Genomic DNA, 22,537 nt, shown 5'->3' with positions numbered 1-22,537 from the left:
ATTTTGTTTTCTCTTAATTCTTCAACATTCTTTTTTTTGTAGTCATAACTTACAGAATTTAATTATATTCGTAAGGTACAAAATCAACTAATGTGCTACCGAAGGTTTAGTTCAACACACGCTACAACGGATTTGGGCATTGGGCTTAATGGAAAAATGATTTTGTATTTGGAAGATTTGGCAAACTCGCTCTACAAAGTGTTCTTCTTAAATATCGAGTTGGCTGTGCGAAGTCTCCCGACTTCGTACCCGTTACAATAAGCAAATTGCTATTTGGCTACTATTTTCCTCTGCTCTACGAAGTATTCTCTTGAAAAGCTGGCAAATGTCTGCGACTTTGCGGAGTGGGAAAACCAAGTTTGGTAAGGTTTACTAAGCTCACAAATGTATCTATAAAACGTACTTGATTGTCTGTAGCTATAGCGTCTTTAAGACTAGAAATACGCATCTGATGACGGGAAATTCATGTGATATGTTGCATTCTTAAAAATACGAAAAATCCTGTTTTAACAATAGGTTTTTGCTATATTTGTTTATAATCAAACGGAAGTTTTTTCACAGACTGACGTTAGCGATAATTACTCACTAAACCGGAGAATTTTACTTATGGAAAACAAATTTTGCTATAAATGTGGAAACATTGCAACTACTAGGGAACATGTTCCTCCAATTTGCTTATTTCCTGAAGCAAAAGATGTACTTGGATTAAATTTTAGGAAAGATTTAATAACCGTACCTTCTTGTGATGAACATAACTCAAATAAATCACATGATGACGAATTTTTAATGGTTTCAATTGCAGGAATTGTTGGTAATAATCTTGTTGGCTATTTACAAACCCAAACAAAAGTTGATAGAGCTATTAGAAGAAAAAGCAAAGATTTTTTAAACAAAGAAATCATAAAAAATTATAAACATCAAACCTTAAAGTCTAAAAATGGCAAAAAGTATCCTGTTCTCTATGGAAATCCAAATTATAACAGATTACTAAATTGTTTTGAACACATTTCTTATGGAGTTTATTTTCATGAATTTGGAGAACGATTTGAAGGAGTAGTAAAAATGTTATTGGGTTTTATAAATTACGATGATAATAACACACAAACGATGACTGAAATGGTCAAAGAAAAGTTTATTATAAATGAAATTGCAAAAGAGTTAAAAGGTAAAAATCCAACTGTCTTCAAATATCAGTTTTTTGAACCTGATCAATTCGGGTTAATTGGATTGGTTATGACTTTTTACGAAGGAACAGAAGTTTTTGTTGCTTTCCAACCAATAAACTCTAAAGAACCTTTTGACCTTTCTATGTCATTATTAAATGCTGGAATACCAACATTTATAGAAGTTGGAAATAAAATTTTTGAATTTAATAAAAAGTAACTATCGCTAACACTTGCTACAAGAGATTTGGGCATTTGGCTTAATTTAAAAATGGTCTTGTATTTGGGATGATTTGGCAAATCCGAAAATAAGGCTTAATTTAGTCCTAAAACCGCCTTATTACCAAAACGTTAGCATTCATTGTACGACATCATAACCAGTATTTAAAATGATAAATATGGCCATAAAAGTTTCAAAACTAAACTAAGATAGTGAATGAAAAGAATTCAATCCATAGATATAATACGAGGCTTGGTAATGATAATAATGGCATTAGACCACGTAAGAGATTTAATGCATCTCAGTTCAATAACGCAAAGCCCAACCAATTTAGAAACCACCACACCCATATTGTTCTTTACAAGGTGGATAACTCATTTATGTGCACCCATCTTTGTTTTTTTGGCAGGAACATCGGCTTACATTTCATTAAAAAGCAAAAACAACATTTCAGTAACGAAGAGCCATTTACTAAAAAGAGGTTTATCGTTACTACTACTTGAATTTACTCTTGTCAATTTTGCTATATTTTTTGATGTTGGTTTTCATACTATATTATTTCAAGTAATAGCCAGTACAGGTTTTGGATTTATTATTTTGAGTTTATTATTAAAATTACCCCCTAAGCAATTAGGCTTTATTGGGTTACTAATACTATTTTGCCATAACCTTGCACCGCTTATTCCGTTTGCCGAAACCTCAATTTTTAAATTTATTTTAATGCCCTTTTTTAGCCCAACTGCAATTCCGCTTTTTGCAGGAAAAGTATTTGTGATGGGCTATCCCCCGATTCCATGGTTGGGTATTATGTTAGTTGGCTTTGCAACAGGACAATATTTCCTGATGGAAGAAGGTAAAAGAAAGAAAATGTTCATAAACATTGGATTAATAGCATTGGTATTATTTATAGCGATTCGTTTTTTAAATATCTATGGCGACTCGCTGCAATGGACGTCTCAAAAAAGTAAAATATTTACTATTTTGTCGTTTCTAAATGTTACTAAATATCCACCATCACTTGTATTTTGTTTAGTTACATTAGGCATAATGTTTTTGCTACTTGCATATGCTGAAAATTGTAGTGAGCATATTAAAAAAATTGCTATAGTTTATGGGAAAGTGCCCTTGTTTTTTTTCGTAGTTCATTTTTATTTGATTCATATAATTACAATTATTGTTCTATTTATACAAGGTTTTCATTTCTCTCAATTAGAATTTGCAACAGGTACTTTTGGCAGACCAAAAGGCATCGAAAGTGGACTACAACTTTGGACAATTTATGTAATTTGGATAGCTGTTGTAGCCGCTCTTTACAAACCCTGCATCTGGTTTGGGCAATACAAAGCGTCTCATAAAAATTGGTGGTTGAAGTATACTTGATAGAAGATAAAAAACAACGAATCTGGCTCTACGAAGTGTTCTCATGAAAAGCAGCGCAAATGTCTCTAACTTTGCGGAGCGGTGCGATGAAAGAGCCAGCTGTATTTGCCAAAGAATAATATGAAAAAACCCAAGAAAATCATTCCGGAAGAAAGCTATTCTGAATACCTTAAAAAGGTATTAAAAAACATTTTTACACAACGTACCAGTCTCATTTATGGTGGATTGACATTTTTTTTAATTGCTCTTTACTGGTATGATAGCGGATTTGAAAATATGCTTAGAGTACTTTTCTTGTTGATAAATGCATCTGTAATCATGTTATTTTTAGGAGACATTTTAAGTACAATCATCTATAAAAAAATTTATAAAAACAGTGTTATTACACAATTGATTGTAATTTCTATTTTGACTTTTATAAGCTTTTTTTTCTTCGATGAAAATTTTAGATATTGGTCATTTGTTTTGGGTGTCATATTATTTATTCCAATACTGATACATATTGTGGTTAATGAAATCAGAATATGGCTAAATTTTTAAATAAAAGTCACTACTCCCGCTCTGCGAAGTGTTCTATTGAAAAGCTGCGCAAATGTCTTTGACTTTACGCAATTTTTTTAATTGCTATTATAATACGCTTCGATTGCCCGCCCGAGCGCATTATTTAGGCATTAAAATAAAGAAATTACAATTCCTTATTTTCCTAAAAAATGTAAGTCTTCATAGGCTGTTTTATTTATTATCTTAACTGCTTGCTTAAATGTTTTACCTTTATAAACAATATAATAAACAAACATAAAAAATGACGTATAACCTTGGACATTGTGCGAAGGCTCTTTAAAACATATAATATACTTTACTTTTTTACAGATGTTTAAAATATATTCAGATGCATTATAACTATAACAACTGTGCAGGAATAATAAAGATTGTCTGTCTAAACAAGATGTATTATTTAATATATCAACTATATCTGACCATAAATAGTAATTAGTATCATTACCTATAACCGTTCCTTTATCGTCTCCATGCCCAATAAAATAAATGAAATTGTATGTTGTTATACATGTATTGAATTTTTCAGATAAATCTGTCAAACAATTCATAATAATGTGCTCAATACTCATACAATTTATTGAAGCGTAATTATAAATAAAATCAAATTGCTCTTGTAAAATATCTTCAGGATTCGTAACCACAATAAGTACTCTGAATTTATCAATAATCGGTTCTGTAAATTTCATATAAACAAATATAGTATGAAAAAGAATTATATTTAGAGAGAAAATTCGGAATAAATAAAAATAACGAGGCATAAAACACACTACAAGCAATTTGGGTATTAGGCTTAATTTGAAATTGGTTTTGTATTTTAAAGATTTGGCAAATCCGAATACAAGGCTTAATTTAGTCCAAACTGCTGGTAACGCGGGAACGTTACAGGCAAACTTAGAGAAACCGAAAATAAAGAGAATGTTTACCAGAAAATCTGAAATTTATAATTACATAAAAAAGTATAAGAATTACGATTCTGACTTTTGGTCATCTGGACATGGAAATCTAGAAATTCTTACAATGCTTTTAGAATTTACAGATAATTCTTGGAGTGCATTAAAAAACGAAATAGAAAATTGGAAATCAGACGAAATAGAAATATTAGCCCAAGCTTTATGTGACGACGAAAGTTGGTATTATGAAAAAAGTATTGAAATAAATTTGTCACAAAGAAGTCATTTGTTTGCCAATATATTCGCTACAATTGAAACCAATATAGCTTTTGATCTACTTGATGATTTTGAATTTATATTTAAAGGAGAACCAAAAGAGAAAATTTTACTACAAAAAATAAAGGCGCAAATTGAAAACATGAAAAATCATCCGGCTTATGATTATTATTCTAAAGACAGAATATATTCAATTGAGAAATTGGTAATTGAAGAAATAAAAGCCAGCCGGTAACAAATGCTAAAACTTCATGGCTAGATTTTCGGTAAATTATTCGTTTCTTTTTCCTAAATTCCCTGCTCTAGAAGTGTTCTCATGAAAAGCTGTACAAATGTATCTGACTTTGCGTTTCTTAAAAAGTCCTTGAAAGATCATAAACATGATAAAAGTCTCCAGACTTTTTCCGTGAATATTTTTAAAATTATATAGGTTTTAAAAATTATAAAAAACTACAAAGTAGCAAAGCTGTTATTTTGAAGTTTTTCTTTTCAATAAATAAAAAACATTTCGATTTATAAGTAATCATGATAACAAAGGTGCTAAATTTGAAAGATAATTACGGAGGAAAAAGTCGGGAGACTTTTATTAGATTTACAGCTTTGAAGAGCATTTAAGGAGCACAAAGTCAGGAGACTTTGCGGAGCTGGCACCGAGGGACGTTGTACGATATTTTGACCAAAAAAACCGAAAAATGAAAAATATAATAATTTTTACCTTTATTTTAATTTTTTTATCTTGTAAAGCACAAGATTTTGAGAAAATATCTATTTCAAGAACTGATGTTTCCGAATTGTACGTAAATGATGAAAATTCTACAGAACTATTTTATTATAAATATCTTCCGAAAAATAGTATTAAAGGAGTTTTAGTAATTATTCCTTCTGGTGGAGAACTTGTTGAAAATACATTAAAACAAATAACTCTTCAAAAAATAGCAGTTAAAAAGGGTATTATGGTAATTGTACCATCAATAAATTGGGGAACGAATAATCGAGAAGCAGAATTCAAATTACTAGATAAAATTTTCAGTGAAATTGTAATAAAGCATAAAGTTTCAAAAGATAAATTTATAATCGGTGGACTTTCAAATGGTGCAATGATTTCTTTAACATACGCTGAAAAAGCAACTAAAAATCCTGAAAAGTTTTTTTTAATTCCAAAAGGTGTTTTTGCATTAGACGCACCTTTAGACCAAGCAAGATTTTATAAATATTGCGAAAGAGAAATCGAAAGAAATATTTATAAGCCTGCAGTAGATGAAGCAAAATGGATGAAGAATAATTGCGACAGTATTTATGGAGGATCACCAGAAAAATTTCCTGAAAAGTATGTAGAGAATTCTATTTATTCTTATGGAGCAAAAGATGGCGGAAATGCAAAGTATTTAAAAAAAATACCACTTTTAATGTTTACAGATTTGGACACAGATTGGTTAATTAATCAAAGACATCGTGATTTAAACGACTGGAATGGAATTGACATAATCTCAATGATAAACCAATTAAAAATAATGGGTAATGAAAATGCAAAAGTAATTGTTAGTCAAGGAAAAGGAGTTCGATTAGACGGAACGAAAAATCCACATTCTTGGTCGATTATGAATTCCGAAGTTTGCCTTAATTGGATAATAGAAACAATTGATAAATAAAAAACATCGCAAAACAGGCATTATTGACAACATCAACTAAAGACAGAAAACTAACTTTATAAATTTCAAATTGATTTTTATGAATAAAAAGATATTTAAAATCACGCCAGTCGCAATAATATTTACAATGTTAGTTCTTAATAGTTGTCAATTTGCTAATTCAGAAACTTCGGAGATTGGTCGTATGAGTCCAACCTGTTTAGATAGTTTGGCTTGGAAGAAAATTTGTCAAGAATATTCGATTGATAGTATAAAAGATCCAAAATTACTTTCTAAATTAAAAGATGTAAAAAATCATTTTATTAAACCTGATTACATACTTTATTTTAAAGATGGACCAGAAGAAATAATAGGGTGCGATTGGTATTTCATTAGGGTGGTTTATAATGAAAAAATTGCTGATCAAACCTTAACAGGATTAGACCCACTTCTGGGAAATGATGAACAAAAAAGGATAAGAAATAGAGTTTTGAAAGAGATCATGAAATACCAATGTGAGGAAGGTAGAAAGGAGACTTTGGAAGAAATGCAAGAGGATGTACCCTTCTCTGAATCACACAAAAATTATCCTTTAAAAATGACCCCTGAAATGACCGAACCAGAATCAATAGAAAAGTAGAATTAGTAATGAAAAATAGTGCCACTAACAGCTATTAAAACGGATTTGGGCAATAAGCTAAATAGAAAGCTTGTTTTTTGTATTTGAAAGTTTTTGCAAATCCGAAAAATAGGACTTAATATAGTATCAAACCCTATGTAGTAAAAGAAATTTAGAGGTAATACTGCTACTGTAAGAGAAAAAAAGGAATAAAAATGACAAATATATTTGAGAAAATTTACAAAATACATTTCTACGTTTTAGGATTCATTCTTTTGAATTTTACAATTCAGTTAATTATTGGTTTTAGTTTGAATAGTAATGTAATATTCATATTGAAAATTTTAATCTATTTTTCTGGTTTTGCATTATTTTTCAAATATAGAAAGCCATTTAGGAAGATTTCCATTTATTTTTTCTATTATTTATTATCGGGTTTAATTATAATTATGTTTTGGCTTTTTGGAGGAATATTTTTAGCTATTTTGTCTTCGATAATACTATTTCCTGTTTATCCAAAAGAAATTAAATATGAAAAAGACAACTTAAAAGTTTATTCAAAATTTAAAGGTTTTTTAGGTTCGTGTTGCTCGTATGAAATAGCCGAGAGTAAGCTATTTGTATTTGAAAAGTATTGCGGAGATATCAAACTTGATGTTGGAGATATAAACGCTAAGGGTACAAGTTTGAAAATTGTTAATGATTCAATTGAATACAAACATGTAATTATTGATTATAAAGACAATAAGAGAGAAATGGACACAATTGAAAAAATAAAAATTGAATAATTACTGTAGCCAACAGAGCCATTACAAACGATTGGAACAATAAGCTAAGTAAAAAGTTTGTTTTGTATTTGGATTTTTTTGTAAATCCGAAGAATGAGCTTAATTTAGTATCAAACCACAATTTGGCAGTGGAAATTTATACACAAGCCATCAATATTATGCAAAATGATAATCGGAAATAAAGAAAATTTCGCCATTGAATTTGAAAAATTGAATTCGAACCCAGAAATGGGTTATGGTAAATTATGGTTGCAAAATAAATTTTTTGGCACAAAAGAAGACTTAATTTATTTGAACGGTTATTTATTGTCATTACTGGATGAAATATTAAATGCCAAAATTATTACATCGAATATTGAAGACAAAGATCCAATAGAATTATTCAATTTTCTAAAATATTTTGGAAGAAATTATTTAATCTTAGGATCAACATTTACAGATAATTTTGAAGCTTATTGCTACAAAAGCAATGAAAAAATATTTTTGATTTGGAAACTCCGAGAAGTTGAAATGATTTTTGATGAACTGAGAAACTATGATCGAGGAATTCAATTCTGCAACGTAAATTATATTGAAATAAAAATTGTAAAAGAAGATTTTATTAATCAACTTAATAAAGCCTGATTATAACAGCTACTCTGCATTTATTTAAGCAATTGTGTTCTAATTAGAAAATTTATTATCCTCCATCAAGTAGAATTCTACCGACTGAAAACTTGATTTGACCACTGTAAAGTAGAATTCGACCGTATGCAAGAACGATTTGACCGCCGTCAAGTAGAATTCGACCGTATGCAAGAACGATTTGACCACTGTAAAGTAGAATTCTACCGACTGAAAACCTGATTCAACCGACTGAAAACTTGATTCGACCGACTGAAAACCTGATTCGACCGACTGAAAACTCGATTCAACCGACTGAAAACTTGATTCGACCGACTGAAAACTCGATTCGACCGACTGAAAACTTGATTCAACCGACTGAAAACCTGATTCGACCGACTGAAAACTTGATTGAAGCGACTGAAAACTTGATTTGACCCTATGCAAGTATGATTTGACCAGTGTAAAGTAGAATTCGACCGTATGCAAGTATGATTTGACCACTGTAAAGTAGAATTCTACCGTATGCAAGGAGGATTTGACCATCGTAAAGTAGCATTCGACCGTATGCAAGTATGATTTGACCATTGTAAAGTAGAATTCTACCGTATGCAAGTATGATTTGACCACTGTAAAGTAGCATTCGACCGTGTGAAAGTATGATTTGACCACTGTAAAGTAGAATTCGACCGTATGCAAGTATAATTTGACCACTGTAAAGTAGAATTCGACTGTATGCAAGGACGATTTGATCATTGTAAATTAGCATTCGACCGTATGAAAGTTAGATTTGACCACTGTAAAGTAGCATTCGGCTGTATGCAAAGATAATTTGATCATTTTTAACTAGCATTCTACCCTCCTACTCGTAGTCTCCCCTGACTGTGCGTTTCTTATAAAATGTACTTGTAAATTATAAACACTATAAAAGTTTCCTCACTTTTTCTTAAATAGGGCTAAGAATAATTAATTTTAATGCTTACTAAATTCAATTATAAAACAATTACAAAGTCAGTACAAAACACAAATACCAACATTAAAACACTGCTTATCAATATATTTACTAAAATATTTTTTACTATTTTCTAAAAATAATAGTTGAAAAATTTGCGAAACCGAATAGTTGCGTATATATTTGCAACCAAATGGTTTCGCAAATACTAATTTAAAATAGAATTTATGGCACGTATTAATCCTTACATCCACTTTAATGGAAATGCCGAAGCAGCATTTACATTTTATAAATCGGTTTTTGGTGGTGAGTTTTCAAAGATTTCCCATTACAAAGACATAGCAAGCGATGAGTATCCAATTTCGGAAAATGATGCCGAGAGAATCATGCACATTGCCCTGCCTATTAATAATGGTAATGCGTTAATGGCAAGTGATACACTGACAAGTATGGGACAAGTAATGGAAACCGATAACAGATATACGGTTTCTATTAGCGTAGAAAGCCAGGAAGAAGCTGTTAAATTATTTGTAGGACTTTCTAATGGCGGTACAATTGAAATGCCAATAAATTACGGTCCGTCTGGAAATTACTTTGGTATGTTTGCTGATAAATTTGGCGTTCAATGGATGGTAGATTTTGATCCTAGAAACATATGAGACGAGACATTTTTCAAGCCATTGCCGACCCTACAAGGCGGTCGATTATTACCCTAATTGCCCTGCAGTCAATGACACCAAATGCCATTGCAGAGAACTTTAATACAACCCGACAGTCGATTTCGAAACATCTTCGCATACTCACAGAATGCGAAATTATAAAACAAGAACAACAAGGAAGAGAAATTTATTATTCGCTTCAAATTAATAAAATGAAAGAAATTGATCAATGGCTGAACCCCTTTAGAGAAATCTGGGAAACTGCTTTTAACCAGCTTGATGACGTATTATTAACTATGAAAAACCAGAAAAAATGAAAAACGATTTGCTATTCGATTTTACCTTAGACAAACCATCTAAAACGGTATTGATAACACGAGAATTTGCTGCAGAATTGCCGCTAGTTTGGGATGCTTTTACCAAAGCAGAACTTTTGGACCAATGGGTTGCACCAAAACCATGGTCTGCCAGAACAAAACACATGAATTTTGAAGTTGGCGGAAGAAGATTTTATGCCATGGTGAGCCCGGAAGGACAAGAACGGTGGTCGGTTCAGGAATTTACTTCTATCTCGCCAAAAACCAATTTTAAAATGTACAATACTTTTTCAGACGAAAATGAAAACCGCCAATTACCTGGTTCTGAATGGGATTATAATTTTAGCGAACAAAACGGAATAACAAAAGTAAAAATCACCATTGTAAATGAATCTCTCGAACGTTTGGAAAAAATGATTGAAATGGGCTTTACAGAAGGATTTAAAATGAGTATTGATAACTTAGAAAAGTTATTAGAAACGCTATCTCAAAAATAATTTAAAAATAAATTGATAGCACATAGTTTATCATTACAATCACTATAACAGAGATAAGTATAAGCAATTATATTATTTTTAGCGATGTAAGATACTTTTTTTTGAATGTCTTTTCCTTTGTGAAGTTTGATCACTTATGATCAACTATATACATAAATGAACCCGTTGGGTATTGATCTTGACAATAATGGATCTATTCCTTAGAACAAAAGAATTTTTAAAGTTCAGAAAGAAAATAAAAGAATTTAATTAATATAAACTACCTCCAAGCGGCCAAACGTTGTGGGCAACCGAAAAAAACTGATGGACAAATCAAAGCTCAATAACTTTTTTCATTCTTTATTTCCTATACAAAAAGAAATTGTTGAAAAAATTACGGAAACATTTTGCGATTTTACACTAGATAAGAATACAATATTACTAGATAAAGATACTATTAGTACAAAAACATATTTTTTAGAGAAAGGATATATGCGTTCCTATATTCTTAATGAAGATAATGAAGAAATTACAACCAATATTTATTACGCTCCTTGCTTTGTAAATGACTTTTTATCTTTTTTCAAAAAACAACCTACAAAAGAAACCTATCAAACGATAACTGAATGCTCATTTTGGCAAACAAACTTAGAAAACGTCCAGAAAAATTTTCATAGTATTCCTGAATTCAGGGAGTTCAGTAGACTTTTATTTGTTATAAATTATTCTAAACTAAATGATAGAGTAATCGAAATGGCAAGTAAAAAAGCAGAAACAAGATATATAAACCTTTTAAAACAGCAACCTCATATTTTTCAAAACGTACCACTAAAAATTATAGCTTCCTATCTAGGTATTACCGACAGTTCGTTAAGTAGAATTAGAAAAGAAATTAGCAAAATATAATTTCTTGTCATTTATCAAGTGCTTATATAGTCAAGAGTTTTAATATTTGTGAAAAAATAAAAAATGCAAAAAAAACACATTGTTATTATAGGTCTTGGAGGCGTTGGTGGTTATTTTGGGTTTAAGATATCACAGAGTAACGAAACAAATAAACAAAATGAAATTTCATTTATTGCTAGAGTTAAAACATTTGAAATAGTAAAAGAAAGAGGTCTTACATTGCTCTCTTCTGAACACAAAAATAGCATCACAAATCCTGATGCTATTTATCAAAATATTTCGGAAATTAAAAATCCAGATTTGGTCTTTATCTGCGTTAAAGAATATGATTTAGAGAATATTTGCATCCAACTATCCAAAGTAATTACAAAAAATACAGTTTTACTACCAATGATGAACGGAGCTGATATTTATGATCGAATTCGAAAAATAATACCTAACACTATTATTTTACCTTCTTGTGTCTATGTTGCTTCTCATATAAAAGAAAAAGGGATCGTTGAACATAAAGGGAAAGCAGGACAATTAATTTTTGGTAAAGATCCGGAACATACTTCTGAAAATATTGATTGGATTCTAAATTTGCTAGAGATAAGTAACATAAATTTTGACTTTAAAGAGAATTCTCAAGTTGATATTTGGACTAAATTTATTTTTATTGCAAGTTTTGGTTTAGTAACGGCTAAACATAATTCATCTATTGGTGACGTTTGTACTATTGAATCGCAAAAAGAGGAAGCAACGAAAATTATGATTGAAATAAAATCAATTGCTGATAAAAAAGGTATTCGTCTGCACGATGATATTATTCAAAAAACATTTGAAAAAGCATCAACGTTTCCTCCGAAAACACCGACTTCTTTACAACTTGATGTAAATTCAGGAAAAGAAAATAATGAACTGGAACTTTTCGCTGGTGCGATCATTAATTACGGAAAAGAAATAAATGTAAGTACCCCTTTTTCTGAAAAAATATATCTGGAAATAAAAGCTACTCAAAACAGCTAAAGTTTTCGTTGGATGCGACGCCCAAAAAATGCAACTAATGTTGAACAGAAACACTGAAAATATGCAACTATCGGATTTACGAAAAATTTTGAAAAAAAAATTTAAGAGGATTTATAGTCCTCTTTTTTTTGAGTAGTTTTTAATGTGCTTTATTCACTTTTAAGTATAAAATCTTTTATATTCAAAATCAATTTTACGGGAATTAGAGATTTGCTATGTTGTTTTCAAAGTAAACGGAAGTTTTTTTAATGCTCAAAGTTTTAGTTAACTAAAAAGCCTTCAGAACAGAAAGGTTTTTAACAGATTCTACTAAAAACGTCTTATAAAAATTAAATTTCTCACTTAGCCCCGATGGAAGTGGCATCCTTTTATGGCAGTCACGACAACTATAGGAGCCATAAAAGATACAACGTACAGCGGGACAGATCGTCTTAAAATACGAAAATCGTCTGCTTCTAAAGAAATCTATTATTCAACAAAGCCTTGTCAATAAAGACTTTTGAAGGTTTTATAGTTGCTCTATTGCATGATAAGAAAAAATTATAACTAATTTATATTATAATAAGAAAAACATCTGTACATTTGCCTAACGGTGTTAAACAATTTAATACTCAAAAAAATGGCAAGTAAAGATCGTATATTAAGACAAAAAGAAGAGACAAGAACTAATATTCTTGAAGCTGCTTATGCTATCGTAAAAGAAGACGGTTGGCAAGGTCTGAGTATGCGAAAGATTGCCGATAAAATTGAGTATACTGCTCCTATTATCTATGAATATTTTTCTAACAAAGAAGCTATTCTTCAGGAATTAACAGGTAAAGGGTTTGTAAAATTGTCTAAAGAGCTGGAGAATGCCAAAGCCAAATTTGATAATCCAGAAAAACAATTGGAAGCGATGTGGATGGCCTACTGGGATTTTGCTTTTACAGATACCGAAATGTATCAGGTAATGTTTGGTGTACAAATGAATTGTTGTTCGCAACAGTGTGATGCTGCTAAAAAGCCTTATGAATTATTTACTTCGGTGATTGCCGAAATAATGAAAAACAGCAACCCAACGCAAGAAGTCATCAAACAAAAGTACTTTACTTTCTTTTCTGTTATTCATGGTTTGATTGCGATAAACATTATCAATCAAAGTGATATAATGGAAACGATTAACAATCAAATATTGAAGGATGCCATTGGTGGTATCATCAAATCAATACAATAAAAAAAATTTCAATTTTACTTAACAGTGATAAATGATTTAATAGAGTAAATAACAAGTTTGTTTTGCTATTATACTTAACAGTGATAAATAATTTAATACCGATTATGAGATAGAATCGGAAAGGCGTTGTATTATGATTATTTGCGCCAATATACTTAACGACGTTAGAAAATTTAATACTCATAAATACAAATAGAAAAAGTCCGATGAATAGAATTTTAAATAGCGAGAATGTCCAACAAATTAAAACCAATAGAAAAATGAAAAATGTAATTATAACCAGTTTTATCCTTGCGCTCGTATTAAGTAGTTGTGCGGATAAGGCGCAAGCACCAGCATCAGCTGCCCCTATTCTTCCTGTTTTAGCGATCACCAGTTCAAACGCTAACACAGATGCAGAATATCCGGCTGCGATACAAGGAGCTGTAGATGTCGAAATTCGTCCGCAAGTAAGCGGAAACCTCGAAAGAGTATATGTTGACGAAGGTGCTTATGTAGCAAAAGGTCAAACGTTATTCAAAATAAACGAACGTCCTTATCGTGAGCAATTGAATAATGCATTGGCCAGTCTTCATGCTGCCGAAGCGTCATATATCAACGCACAATTAGAAGTAGATAAACTGACACCTTTGGTTCAGAACAAAGTTGTTTCAGACTATCAATTGAAAACCGCAAAAGCTTCGCAAAAAATTGCGGCTGCCAACATCGAGCAAGCCAAAGCGATGGTTGGTTCAGCAAAAATCAATTTAGGATATACCAATGTTACGGCTCCGGTGAGCGGTTATATCGGAAGATTACCAAAAAAACAAGGAAGTCTAGTTGCTGCAACAGATCCACAACCTTTGACCAACCTTTCAGACGTGCACGAAGTGTTTGTTTACTTCTCATTGGGCGAAACTGACTTTATCAAATTTAAAGAACAATATGCAGGAAATACGATTGGCGAAAAAATTAAAAAATTACCTCCAGTATCCTTAATCTTGGCAGATAATAATGCCTACGCACAAACAGGGAAAATTGATATGGTTGATGGTCAATTTGATAAAACAACTGGTGCAATTACTTTGAGAGCTACTTTTCCGAATGCAAAAGGATTACTACGTTCTGGAAATACAGGAAGAATCCGTTTAGGTATTCAGCATGATGATGCTATTCTGGTGCCGCAATCGGCTACCATCGAAATGCAAGATAAAATATTTGTTTTTACTGTAAATAAAGAAAATAAGGTTACCAAAACGCCTATCACAATAAGTGGAAAAAGCGGAAACAACTACCTCATCAAAGATGGTGTAAAAGCAGGTGATCAAATTGTATTGAGCGGTATAGACAAACTTCAGGAAGGGCAGGAAATTCAACCTGAAAAATCAACTGCAAAAGTTGCCCAAATAATTAACAAAAAATAATTTTTACAAAAATGTTCAAAATATTTATACAAAGACCCGTACTGGCTACCGTTATCTCCATTTTATTGGTGATTTTAGGTATCCTAGGACTCACCAAATTGCCCTTACAACAGTTTCCAGATATTGCGCCACCTTCTGTATTGGTAACGGCGGTTTATCCGGGAGCCAATGCCGAAACGGTTTTACGTTCGGTTGCTCCTTCTCTTGAAGAATCTATAAACGGTGTCGAAAACATGACCTACATGAGCTCTACGGCTAGTAACGATGGTAGTTTGGCCATTACCGTCTTCTTCAAATTAGGAACCGATGCCGACCAAGCTGCGGTAAATGTACAAAACAGAGTAGCACAAGCAACAAGTCAGTTGCCTGCAGAAGTGGTACAACAAGGTGTTATTACGGCAAAACAACAAAATAGCTTTATCATGGCTATTGGGATGTATACCGATGATGAAGCAAAATACGATCAGACTTTTGTGGCCAATTATGCCCAGATCAATATCATTCCGGAAATCAAACGTATTCCCGGTGTGGGATCGGCCAGTATTTTTGGTGGTGTAAAAGATTATTCGATGCGTGTTTGGCTCAATCCAACACAAATGTCAACTTATCAGGTGACGCCAAACGAAGTGATGGCTGCCATTCAAGACAAAAGTTTGGAGGCTGCTCCGGGTAAATTTGGAGAAAGAAGCAAGGAAGTTTTTGAATATGTAATCAAATACAAAGGTAAATTAACCAAACCTGAAGAATACGAAAATATTGCCATCCGATCTAATCCGGACGGCTCGGTACTTCGCTTAAAAGATGTTGCCAGAATAGAACTCGGAGCTTATTCGTACAACAGTTTAACCCGATTAAATGGTAAAAAAGGTGTTGTAATCGGGATCATTCAGTTGGCGGGTTCTAATTCGAATGATATTCAGGTGGCGATCAATAAACTGATGGAAAAACAAGCCAAAAGTTTTCCCGCTGGCATCAAGCACAATATTTTTTACAGCACAAAAGTATCTTTAGACCAATCTATAGAGCAGGTAGAGCATACTTTGATAGAAGCCTTCATACTGGTATTTATCGTGGTGTTTATATTCTTGCAGGATTTTAGATCGACCTTGATTCCGGCCATTGCGGTTCCAGTTGCTATTTTAGGAACTTTTTTCTTCATGCAGTTATTTGGGTTCTCGATTAACCTACTGACATTGTTCGCTTTAATTTTAGCCATTGGTATTGTCGTCGATGATGCGATAGTTGTAGTAGAAGCCGTACATGCCAAAATGGAACACAAACACCTGTCACCAAAAGTAGCTACACACGAGGCGATGCACGAAATTACAGGAGCCATTATTTCGATTACGCTGGTGATGGCCGCTGTATTCCTACCTGTTGGTTTTATGGAAGGTTCTACAGGCGTTTTCTACCGTCAATTTGCTTTTACAATGGCAATTGCAATTGTGATTTCTGCCGTTAATGCTTTGACTTTAAGTCCTGCCCTAGCCGCTTTATTCTTAAAAGACAATCATTCTTTGGATGAAAATAAACCGTATGTAAAAAGAGGATTTAAAGAAAAATTCTTTGACGGATTCAACAATAGTTTCGAGTCTTTAACCAAGCGTTATGTGGGTGGTTTGCAATTTTTAATCCGTAGAAAATGGAATAGCTTAGGCGGATTAGCCTTAATTACAGTAGCTACTATTGTAATGGTAAAAACAACTCCAGCAGGATTTATCCCAACAGAAGATCAAGGATTTATTGCAATAGCAGTAAATACGCCATCAGGGACTTCATTGGATGGAACTCAAAAAGTGATGACCGAGGCAGAAAATACTTTAAGAGGTTTGGATGCTTCCCGATTTGTAACAGCAATTTCAGGTTTTAATTTGCTGACAAACTCAACCAGCCCTTCATCGGCAGTCGTTTTTGTTTTGCTTAAACCGAATGAAGACCGTGGAGAAGTAAAAAATATTGAAGAAATAATGAATCAGGTTCGAGGAAAATTAGGCGCCATTTCGGGCGGAAGTTTCTTCGTATTTAGTTTCCCTACTGTTCCCGGTTTTAGTAACGTAGAAGCTTTAGACATGGTGTTGCAGGACAAAACAGGCGGCAAATTGGACAAGTTTAGCGGGATTTCTCAGAACTTCATCGGAGAATTGATGAAACGCCCAGAAATTGCGGTTGCTTTTACTTCTTTTAAAGCAGATTACCCGCAATTGCAACTGGATATTAATGATGAAAAAGCCAATCAATTGGGTGTAAATGTCAAAGATATTCTACAGACGATGCAAACCTATTTTGGTAGTGCTCAGGCTTCCGATTTTAATCGATTTGGGAAATATTACAGAGTAATTGTTCAAGCAGATATTGCCGACAGAGCTGATCCATCTTCTATCGACCGTGTTTTTGTCAAAAACAAAACAGGAGAAATGGTACCCATAAATACATTGGTTAAACTCACACGTATTTATGGATCTGAAACGGCTTCGAGATACAACCTTTTCAACTCAATTTCGATAAATGCAATTCCGAAACCAGGTTTTAGTTCAGGAGATGCCATCAAAGCGATTGAAGAAGTCGCTGCACAACAATTGCCTGCGGGTTACAGTTATGAGTTTTCAGGACAAACACGGGAAGAGATTGCTTCTGGAGGTCAATCTACAACCATTTTCTTATTGTGTCTGATATTCATTTACTTCTTATTGGCTGCACAATACGAAAGTTATATTTTGCCATTAGCCGTAATATTATCAATACCTGCGGGAATCTTTGGTGTATTTGTAGCCATTGGTTTAACAGGAATTGAAAACAATATTTACGTACAAGTAGCACTGGTGATGCTGATTGGATTATTAGCCAAAAACGCTATTTTGATTGTCGAATTTGCGTCACAGCGAAGAAAATCAGGACAGGCATTGGTACGCGCTTCTATCGAGGCTGCAAAACTGCGTTTACGACCAATTATCATGACATCATTGGCTTTTATTGTAGGATTGATTCCGATGATGAGTGCCAAAGGACCATCAGCCCAAGGTAATCATTCGATTAGTATTGGGGCGGCTGGCGGAATGATTTCGGGGGTAATTCTGGGACTGTTGATCATCCCAGTTTTATTTATCGTATTCCAACATTTACAAGAAAAGCTTTCTGGAAAACCAGTAGCCGTAATTCATAACGAAGAAAAATAAACATGGAAAATTATATAACGACCATTTTGATGACCATCATAATTGGCATCGCTTACATATCCTACAAAGTTTCAAGAGATCTTGAAACCCGAAAAGATATTTGTTCAGAAAAATAAAATATAAAAATGAAAAAGTACATAACCAAAATTGTGATGGTCCTCATTTTGATGATCACCTTCATATCCTGTAAAGTTTCTAAGGATATCGAAACACCAAAAGATGCATTTCCTGAAAACTTCAGGAATGCATCAACTTCAAGTGATACCACAAGTATCGCGGATTTGGAGTGGAAAAATTTCTTTACAGAGAAAGACATCATCCAACTGATTGACAGCGCTGTAGCACGAAACAATGATTTGCAAATTGCCACAAAAAACATCGAAATTGCACAATACCGATTTACACAGTCGAAATGGAACAATGTTCCTGAAGTCAATTTGTTTGTAAATGCCACTACCAGCAATCCGTCTGACAATAGTTTTACAGGACTGAATCTAAATCAGGCGCTGGGTCAAAAACATATTGACGATTACTCGGCTGGCGCTTCACTATCTTGGGAAGCCGATATTTGGGGTAAAATCCGCAGTCAGAAACAAGGTGCTTTTGCTACCTATTTACAATCCGAAGAAGTTAAAAAAGCATTGCAGACCAATATTGTGGCCAACGTTTCAAAAGGATATTATAATCTCTTGATGCTCGATGCACAACTGGATATTGCTAAGAAAAATGTGCAGTTAAATGATAGCACCACCACTATCATACAACTAAAATACGATGCCGGACAGGTTACTTCATTAGCGATTCAGCAATCGCAAGCACAAAAACTGAGTTCCGCACAATTGATACCGTTATTAGAACAAAACATTGCAATTCAGGAAAATGCATTGAGCGTACTTACGGGTTCTTTTCCAAATTCAAAAGAAAGAACCACTCGTTTGAGTGTGATCGAAGTAAAAAACAATGCTGCAATCGGAATTCCCTCTTCTTTAGTGAGCAGAAGGCCCGATGTAAAAAGTGCTGAATTGGGTCTAAAAGTAGCCAATTCGAGAGTAGGCATTACCAAAGCCAACTTATATCCAACACTAAAAATTACAGCGCAAGGTGGCGTCAATTCGTTCGAAACCAGCACTTGGTTCAACATTCCGGCTTCCTTATTTGGTACGGTTGCAGGAGGTTTAACCCAACCTTTATTAAACAGTAAAAAAATAAGAACCGAATACAACATCGCCAAAGCCGAAAGAGAAAAAGCTGTTTTTACTTTCAGACAAGCTGTTTTAGTAGCAGTCAGCGAAGTTTCGGATGCGTTGGTTAAAGTTGAAAAATTAGAGAAGCAGGAATCTTTCTTAAAAGAGCGTGTAACAACTTTGCAGCAAGCCATCAAAAATGCCAATCTCTTGTTTAAAAACGGAATGGCAGACTACTTAGAAGTTTTGGTTGCCCAAACCAATTTACTGCAAAGCGAACTGGAACTGGCCAATATAAAAAGAGAACAATTGGCTGCCAACATAGAGCTTTATCGCGCTCTGGGTGGCGGCTGGAGATAATACCCATTTGATTACTATTTATTGCCAAAGCGCTGTAAGACCTCGGTTTTACAGCGCTTTTTTTAGGAGCTATTTCCTGCTGTCCTTCCAAATCTTTTGTGCCGAACAACGCCACAAAAGGATTTTCCCTCCCATCAGGGCTAGGGCACTCGGGTAAAATAAACGTTATTTTTTTGAATTAGAAAAAATTTTTGATCACTCTTAGACCGATTTTTGGATACTCTCGTTTTTTTGCATCATTTTTAGAATAACGAACACGTGTGGAAAAGTAATTGATGCTAAAAAAGAAAAAAATAAAGCATTAAATATTTCCTTATCCCTAAAAAGAAAATAGAGGAGCCCGATTCCTAAAATTGAGGCCAGCCAATACAAAAAACCCTTCTTACAATAGGTCTTAAAATTTTTAAATGTAATAGCACCGTAAATAAATTTTATTTGATCTAAAATGGAAGGAATACTATGCCAAATAACAAAGTAAATAGCGAAACCCCAGATTAAGCTAGACGTCTTAAAAAGAATGGCAAAGACTATAAGAAAAAACAATTCACTTTCTAATTTTCTACGAATAGTTGTAATTCTCCAATAAAAATAAGCACTTAAACTCATCAAAATAAAACCACTAATTAGGAGAATTTCTTTGATATACAGCGATGAAACTTTAAGACGTATAATATCTTTTACAATATTTTCTACTTCATTAGAATGAAAGAAAAATAATAAAAATAATATAAAGATACCATAGATAAAAGGATAAATAATCAGGATATATTTTGATACTCCAAAATCTAAATACAACCCTTGCTGATCACCAAAATGAAAAGCACTAACTAGAATAAAGAGAAGTAAGGCTATTGTCGGGAGTATGACAAAAAACAGCAAACCCAATAATACTACAAAAATATAATAGAGAAGATTTTTTTGGAAAGAAATATTGCTTTTGGAATCGTTTGTTCTCTTAATTAAAATTAAATCATTAGCTCCATGTAGAATACCTAAAGTAAAAATGAGTGAAAAAGCAATAATTATTTGCGCTTTTTCTGCGAAAAAAGAATCTAGCCATAAACAAAAAAAACTTGCTACAATTGCAAAATGCGTATATTTTAACATAATTCATTTTAGTTTTGTTTAAAGTTACGTAAAAATAATCAAACAAAACATTTTTTATTTTGTTTAATTATTTGTATATTTACTTAAACAAATAACCTTTAACTTTTAACCATTAATTTTAAATTTATGAGAAATTTTATGTTTATTGCAGGTTCTATTTCAAAATTATCTCCTACCGATTATGTAGGTTTTACTTTTTTTGTTGGTTGCATGGCTATGATGGCCGCATCAGCATTCTTCTTTTTATCACTAAGTCAATTTGATAAAAAATGGCGTACTTCGGTACTGGTTTCGGGTTTAATTACTTTTATTGCAGCAGTGCATTACTTCTACATGAGAGATTATTGGACTTCATTTGGTGAATCACCTACATTTTTCCGCTATGTTGATTGGGTTTTAACCGTACCGCTAATGTGTTTAGAATTTTACCTGATACTTAAAGTAGCTGGTGCCAAAAAATCATTGTTATGGAAAATGATTATTTATTCTCTAGTCATGTTAATTACAGGCTACTTTGGAGAAGTTATATTTAAAGATAGTGCTGCTCTTTGGGGATTCATCTCTGGTGTTGCTTATTTTGCTATTGTTTATGAAATTTGGTTAGGACAAGCATCAAAATTAGCAACTGCTGCTGGTGGGGAAATATATAAAGCCCACAAAATTTTATGCTGGTTTGTTCTTGTCGGATGGGCAATTTATCCTTTAGGATACATGATGGGTACAAATGGATGGTATAATGGATTTATTCCTACCGGTAATATTGATGTAGTATACAACATTGCAGATGCCATTAATAAAATTGGATTTGGCTTAGTCATTTACAGTTTAGCTATTAGTGCTCAGAAAGATTAATTCGTTTTACTAATAATGAACTAGTTAATCTATTTTTCGGTAATTTATAAGATGTTGATAGTTAATTATTTCATCAAATAATAGCAAAAAACAATTATTTATATATTATCGCAATTAAAAACTAAACAACCTTAGGGTTGTTTTTTTTATGATGCATATCTTTAAATGGAATAAAATCAATTTAATTAGAACCAGATCAACACATTGTTGTGGAAAAATAGTACAATCTGGATATTTGTATTTCTGAATTTGATACAAATGCAAGATTATTTTACTTAAAATGAGAACCTACAAACAAAAAACAGTAGTAAACTAATGTTTACTACTGTCTAAGATTATATTTTTATTAATCCTGTATCTCTGTTTCAGGACTAGACACGATTATTACTTTATTCCTACACTTTTGTTCTCCCGCTAATGAGCGAAATCACAAATAATACCAGGAATATAAAGAATAAAACTTTTGCAATACTTGCAGCTCCAGCGGCAATACCGCCAAAACCAAAAATTCCGGCAATAATAGCAAGAACTATAAAAATGACTGTCCAACGTAACATAATAATTAGTTTTAGATTAGTAATATGACTTGATTAGGTCTGTTTTGTTTATCAAAATTCAATTATTAAATCGAACTGTGTTAACTCAATCCACTATTTTTTTAGCTCAAAAAAATATCCTACACCTTTTTTAGTTAAAAAAAGAATCATTTCTTCAAATCTGACTACTCAAAACGATAATCTGCTATTTTTTTACAGCGCGTTAAAAAGTTCTTACAATTTTGTGTTTTGACTTACAAGATTCC

At 32.6% G+C, this 22,537-nt stretch carries 22 protein-coding genes; 18 read left to right on the top strand and 4 right to left on the bottom strand.

The window, feature by feature from the left end; translation table 11 throughout:
• Nucleotides 1-606: 606 nt before the first annotated feature.
• From J3495_RS11410 to J3495_RS11400, 3 genes are all read left to right on the top strand, one after another.
• Nucleotides 607-1,383 (top strand): hypothetical protein, encoded by a 777-nt coding sequence (locus tag J3495_RS11410; RefSeq protein ID WP_210666684.1) that lies wholly within the window; start codon nt 607-609, stop codon nt 1,381-1,383.
• Between the two features lie 216 nt (nt 1,384-1,599).
• A complete protein-coding gene (locus tag J3495_RS11405) occupies nt 1,600-2,763 on the top strand; it encodes a DUF1624 domain-containing protein (protein WP_210666683.1) in 1,164 nt (387 codons plus the stop codon).
• Nucleotides 2,764-2,883: 120 nt separating this feature from the next.
• Entirely contained in the window at nt 2,884-3,303 is a 420-nt protein-coding gene (locus J3495_RS11400) for a hypothetical protein (protein WP_210666682.1), read from the top strand.
• Between the two features lie 155 nt (nt 3,304-3,458).
• Here J3495_RS11400 and J3495_RS11395 read toward each other — a convergent pair whose 3' ends face one another.
• Nucleotides 3,459-4,007, bottom strand: a complete 549-nt coding sequence (locus J3495_RS11395) for a hypothetical protein (RefSeq protein WP_210666681.1) — start codon at nt 4,005-4,007, stop codon at nt 3,459-3,461.
• Nucleotides 4,008-4,143: 136 nt separating this feature from the next.
• On the opposite strand from J3495_RS11395, the gene J3495_RS11390 reads away from it, so the two are divergent.
• The 5 genes from J3495_RS11390 to J3495_RS11370 all read left to right on the top strand — a co-directional run bounded on the left by J3495_RS11390 (nt 4,144) and on the right by J3495_RS11370 (nt 8,146).
• Nucleotides 4,144-4,722, top strand: coding sequence for a hypothetical protein (locus J3495_RS11390; protein ID WP_210666680.1), 579 nt, complete (start codon nt 4,144-4,146; stop codon nt 4,720-4,722).
• Nucleotides 4,723-5,179: 457 nt separating this feature from the next.
• Nucleotides 5,180-6,136 carry a hypothetical protein gene (locus J3495_RS11385; protein WP_210666679.1) on the top strand — a complete coding sequence of 319 codons (957 nt, stop codon included), beginning with the start codon at nt 5,180-5,182 and terminating at the stop codon, nt 6,134-6,136.
• A 79-nt stretch (nt 6,137-6,215) separates the two neighbouring features.
• Nucleotides 6,216-6,755, top strand: a complete 540-nt coding sequence (locus J3495_RS11380) for a hypothetical protein (protein ID WP_210666678.1) — start codon at nt 6,216-6,218, stop codon at nt 6,753-6,755.
• 194 nt (nt 6,756-6,949) lie between these two features.
• Entirely contained in the window at nt 6,950-7,522 is a 573-nt protein-coding gene (locus tag J3495_RS11375) for a hypothetical protein (RefSeq protein ID WP_210666677.1), read from the top strand.
• A gap of 165 nt (nt 7,523-7,687) precedes the next feature.
• Nucleotides 7,688-8,146, top strand: coding sequence for a hypothetical protein (locus J3495_RS11370; protein WP_210666676.1), 459 nt, complete (start codon nt 7,688-7,690; stop codon nt 8,144-8,146).
• A gap of 39 nt (nt 8,147-8,185) precedes the next feature.
• On the opposite strand, the gene J3495_RS11365 is transcribed toward J3495_RS11370, so the two are convergent.
• Nucleotides 8,186-8,881 (bottom strand): hypothetical protein, encoded by a 696-nt coding sequence (locus tag J3495_RS11365; protein WP_210666675.1) that lies wholly within the window; start codon nt 8,879-8,881, stop codon nt 8,186-8,188.
• Between the two features lie 423 nt (nt 8,882-9,304).
• Here J3495_RS11365 and J3495_RS11360 point away from each other — a divergent pair, with 423 nt between their 5' ends.
• The 9 genes from J3495_RS11360 to J3495_RS11320 all read left to right on the top strand — a co-directional run bounded on the left by J3495_RS11360 (nt 9,305) and on the right by J3495_RS11320 (nt 19,776).
• The gene (locus J3495_RS11360; RefSeq protein ID WP_210666674.1) at nt 9,305-9,736 is read left to right on the top strand and encodes a VOC family protein; all 432 of its coding nucleotides are present in this window, start codon (nt 9,305-9,307) and stop codon (nt 9,734-9,736) included.
• Nucleotides 9,733-10,053 (top strand): ArsR/SmtB family transcription factor, encoded by a 321-nt coding sequence (locus J3495_RS11355; protein ID WP_210666673.1) that lies wholly within the window; start codon nt 9,733-9,735, stop codon nt 10,051-10,053. Before J3495_RS11360 ends, J3495_RS11355 begins: the two co-directional genes overlap by 4 nt.
• On the top strand, nt 10,050-10,550 hold the full coding sequence (locus tag J3495_RS11350; protein ID WP_210666672.1) for an SRPBCC family protein: 501 nt from the start codon (nt 10,050-10,052) through the stop codon (nt 10,548-10,550). Before J3495_RS11355 ends, J3495_RS11350 begins: the two co-directional genes overlap by 4 nt.
• A gap of 303 nt (nt 10,551-10,853) precedes the next feature.
• Nucleotides 10,854-11,435, top strand: a complete 582-nt coding sequence (locus tag J3495_RS11345) for a Crp/Fnr family transcriptional regulator (RefSeq protein ID WP_210666671.1) — start codon at nt 10,854-10,856, stop codon at nt 11,433-11,435.
• A gap of 63 nt (nt 11,436-11,498) precedes the next feature.
• Complete coding sequence (locus tag J3495_RS11340; RefSeq protein ID WP_210666670.1) at nt 11,499-12,443, top strand: ketopantoate reductase family protein; 945 nt, start codon at nt 11,499-11,501, stop codon at nt 12,441-12,443.
• A gap of 619 nt (nt 12,444-13,062) precedes the next feature.
• A complete protein-coding gene (locus tag J3495_RS11335) occupies nt 13,063-13,656 on the top strand; it encodes a TetR/AcrR family transcriptional regulator (RefSeq protein WP_210666669.1) in 594 nt (197 codons plus the stop codon).
• 260 nt (nt 13,657-13,916) lie between these two features.
• Complete coding sequence (locus tag J3495_RS11330) at nt 13,917-15,059, top strand: efflux RND transporter periplasmic adaptor subunit (protein ID WP_210666668.1); 1,143 nt, start codon at nt 13,917-13,919, stop codon at nt 15,057-15,059.
• Nucleotides 15,060-15,070: 11 nt separating this feature from the next.
• Nucleotides 15,071-18,232: an efflux RND transporter permease subunit gene (locus J3495_RS11325; protein WP_210666667.1), complete on the top strand. Its 3,162-nt coding sequence runs from the start codon at nt 15,071-15,073 to the stop codon at nt 18,230-18,232.
• A gap of 125 nt (nt 18,233-18,357) precedes the next feature.
• Nucleotides 18,358-19,776 carry a TolC family protein gene (locus tag J3495_RS11320; protein ID WP_210666666.1) on the top strand — a complete coding sequence of 473 codons (1,419 nt, stop codon included), beginning with the start codon at nt 18,358-18,360 and terminating at the stop codon, nt 19,774-19,776.
• Between the two features lie 201 nt (nt 19,777-19,977).
• Here the strand turns inward: J3495_RS11320 and J3495_RS11315 are convergent, their stop codons facing one another.
• Nucleotides 19,978-20,883: a Brp/Blh family beta-carotene 15,15'-dioxygenase gene (locus J3495_RS11315; RefSeq protein ID WP_210666665.1), complete on the bottom strand. Its 906-nt coding sequence runs from the start codon at nt 20,881-20,883 to the stop codon at nt 19,978-19,980.
• Nucleotides 20,884-21,009: 126 nt separating this feature from the next.
• Here J3495_RS11315 and J3495_RS11310 point away from each other — a divergent pair, with 126 nt between their 5' ends.
• A complete protein-coding gene (locus J3495_RS11310) occupies nt 21,010-21,735 on the top strand; it encodes a bacteriorhodopsin-like (protein WP_210666664.1) in 726 nt (241 codons plus the stop codon).
• A 395-nt stretch (nt 21,736-22,130) separates the two neighbouring features.
• Here the strand turns inward: J3495_RS11310 and J3495_RS11305 are convergent, their stop codons facing one another.
• On the bottom strand, nt 22,131-22,292 hold the full coding sequence (locus J3495_RS11305; protein WP_210666663.1) for a DUF1328 family protein: 162 nt from the start codon (nt 22,290-22,292) through the stop codon (nt 22,131-22,133).
• Between the last annotated feature and the right edge of the window lie 245 nt (nt 22,293-22,537).

The sequence above is a fragment of the Flavobacterium geliluteum genome, assembly GCF_017948595.1.
GTDB lineage: Bacteria > Bacteroidota > Bacteroidia > Flavobacteriales > Flavobacteriaceae > Flavobacterium > Flavobacterium flavipigmentatum.
This window is presented reverse-complemented; position numbering and strand designations above follow the sequence as displayed.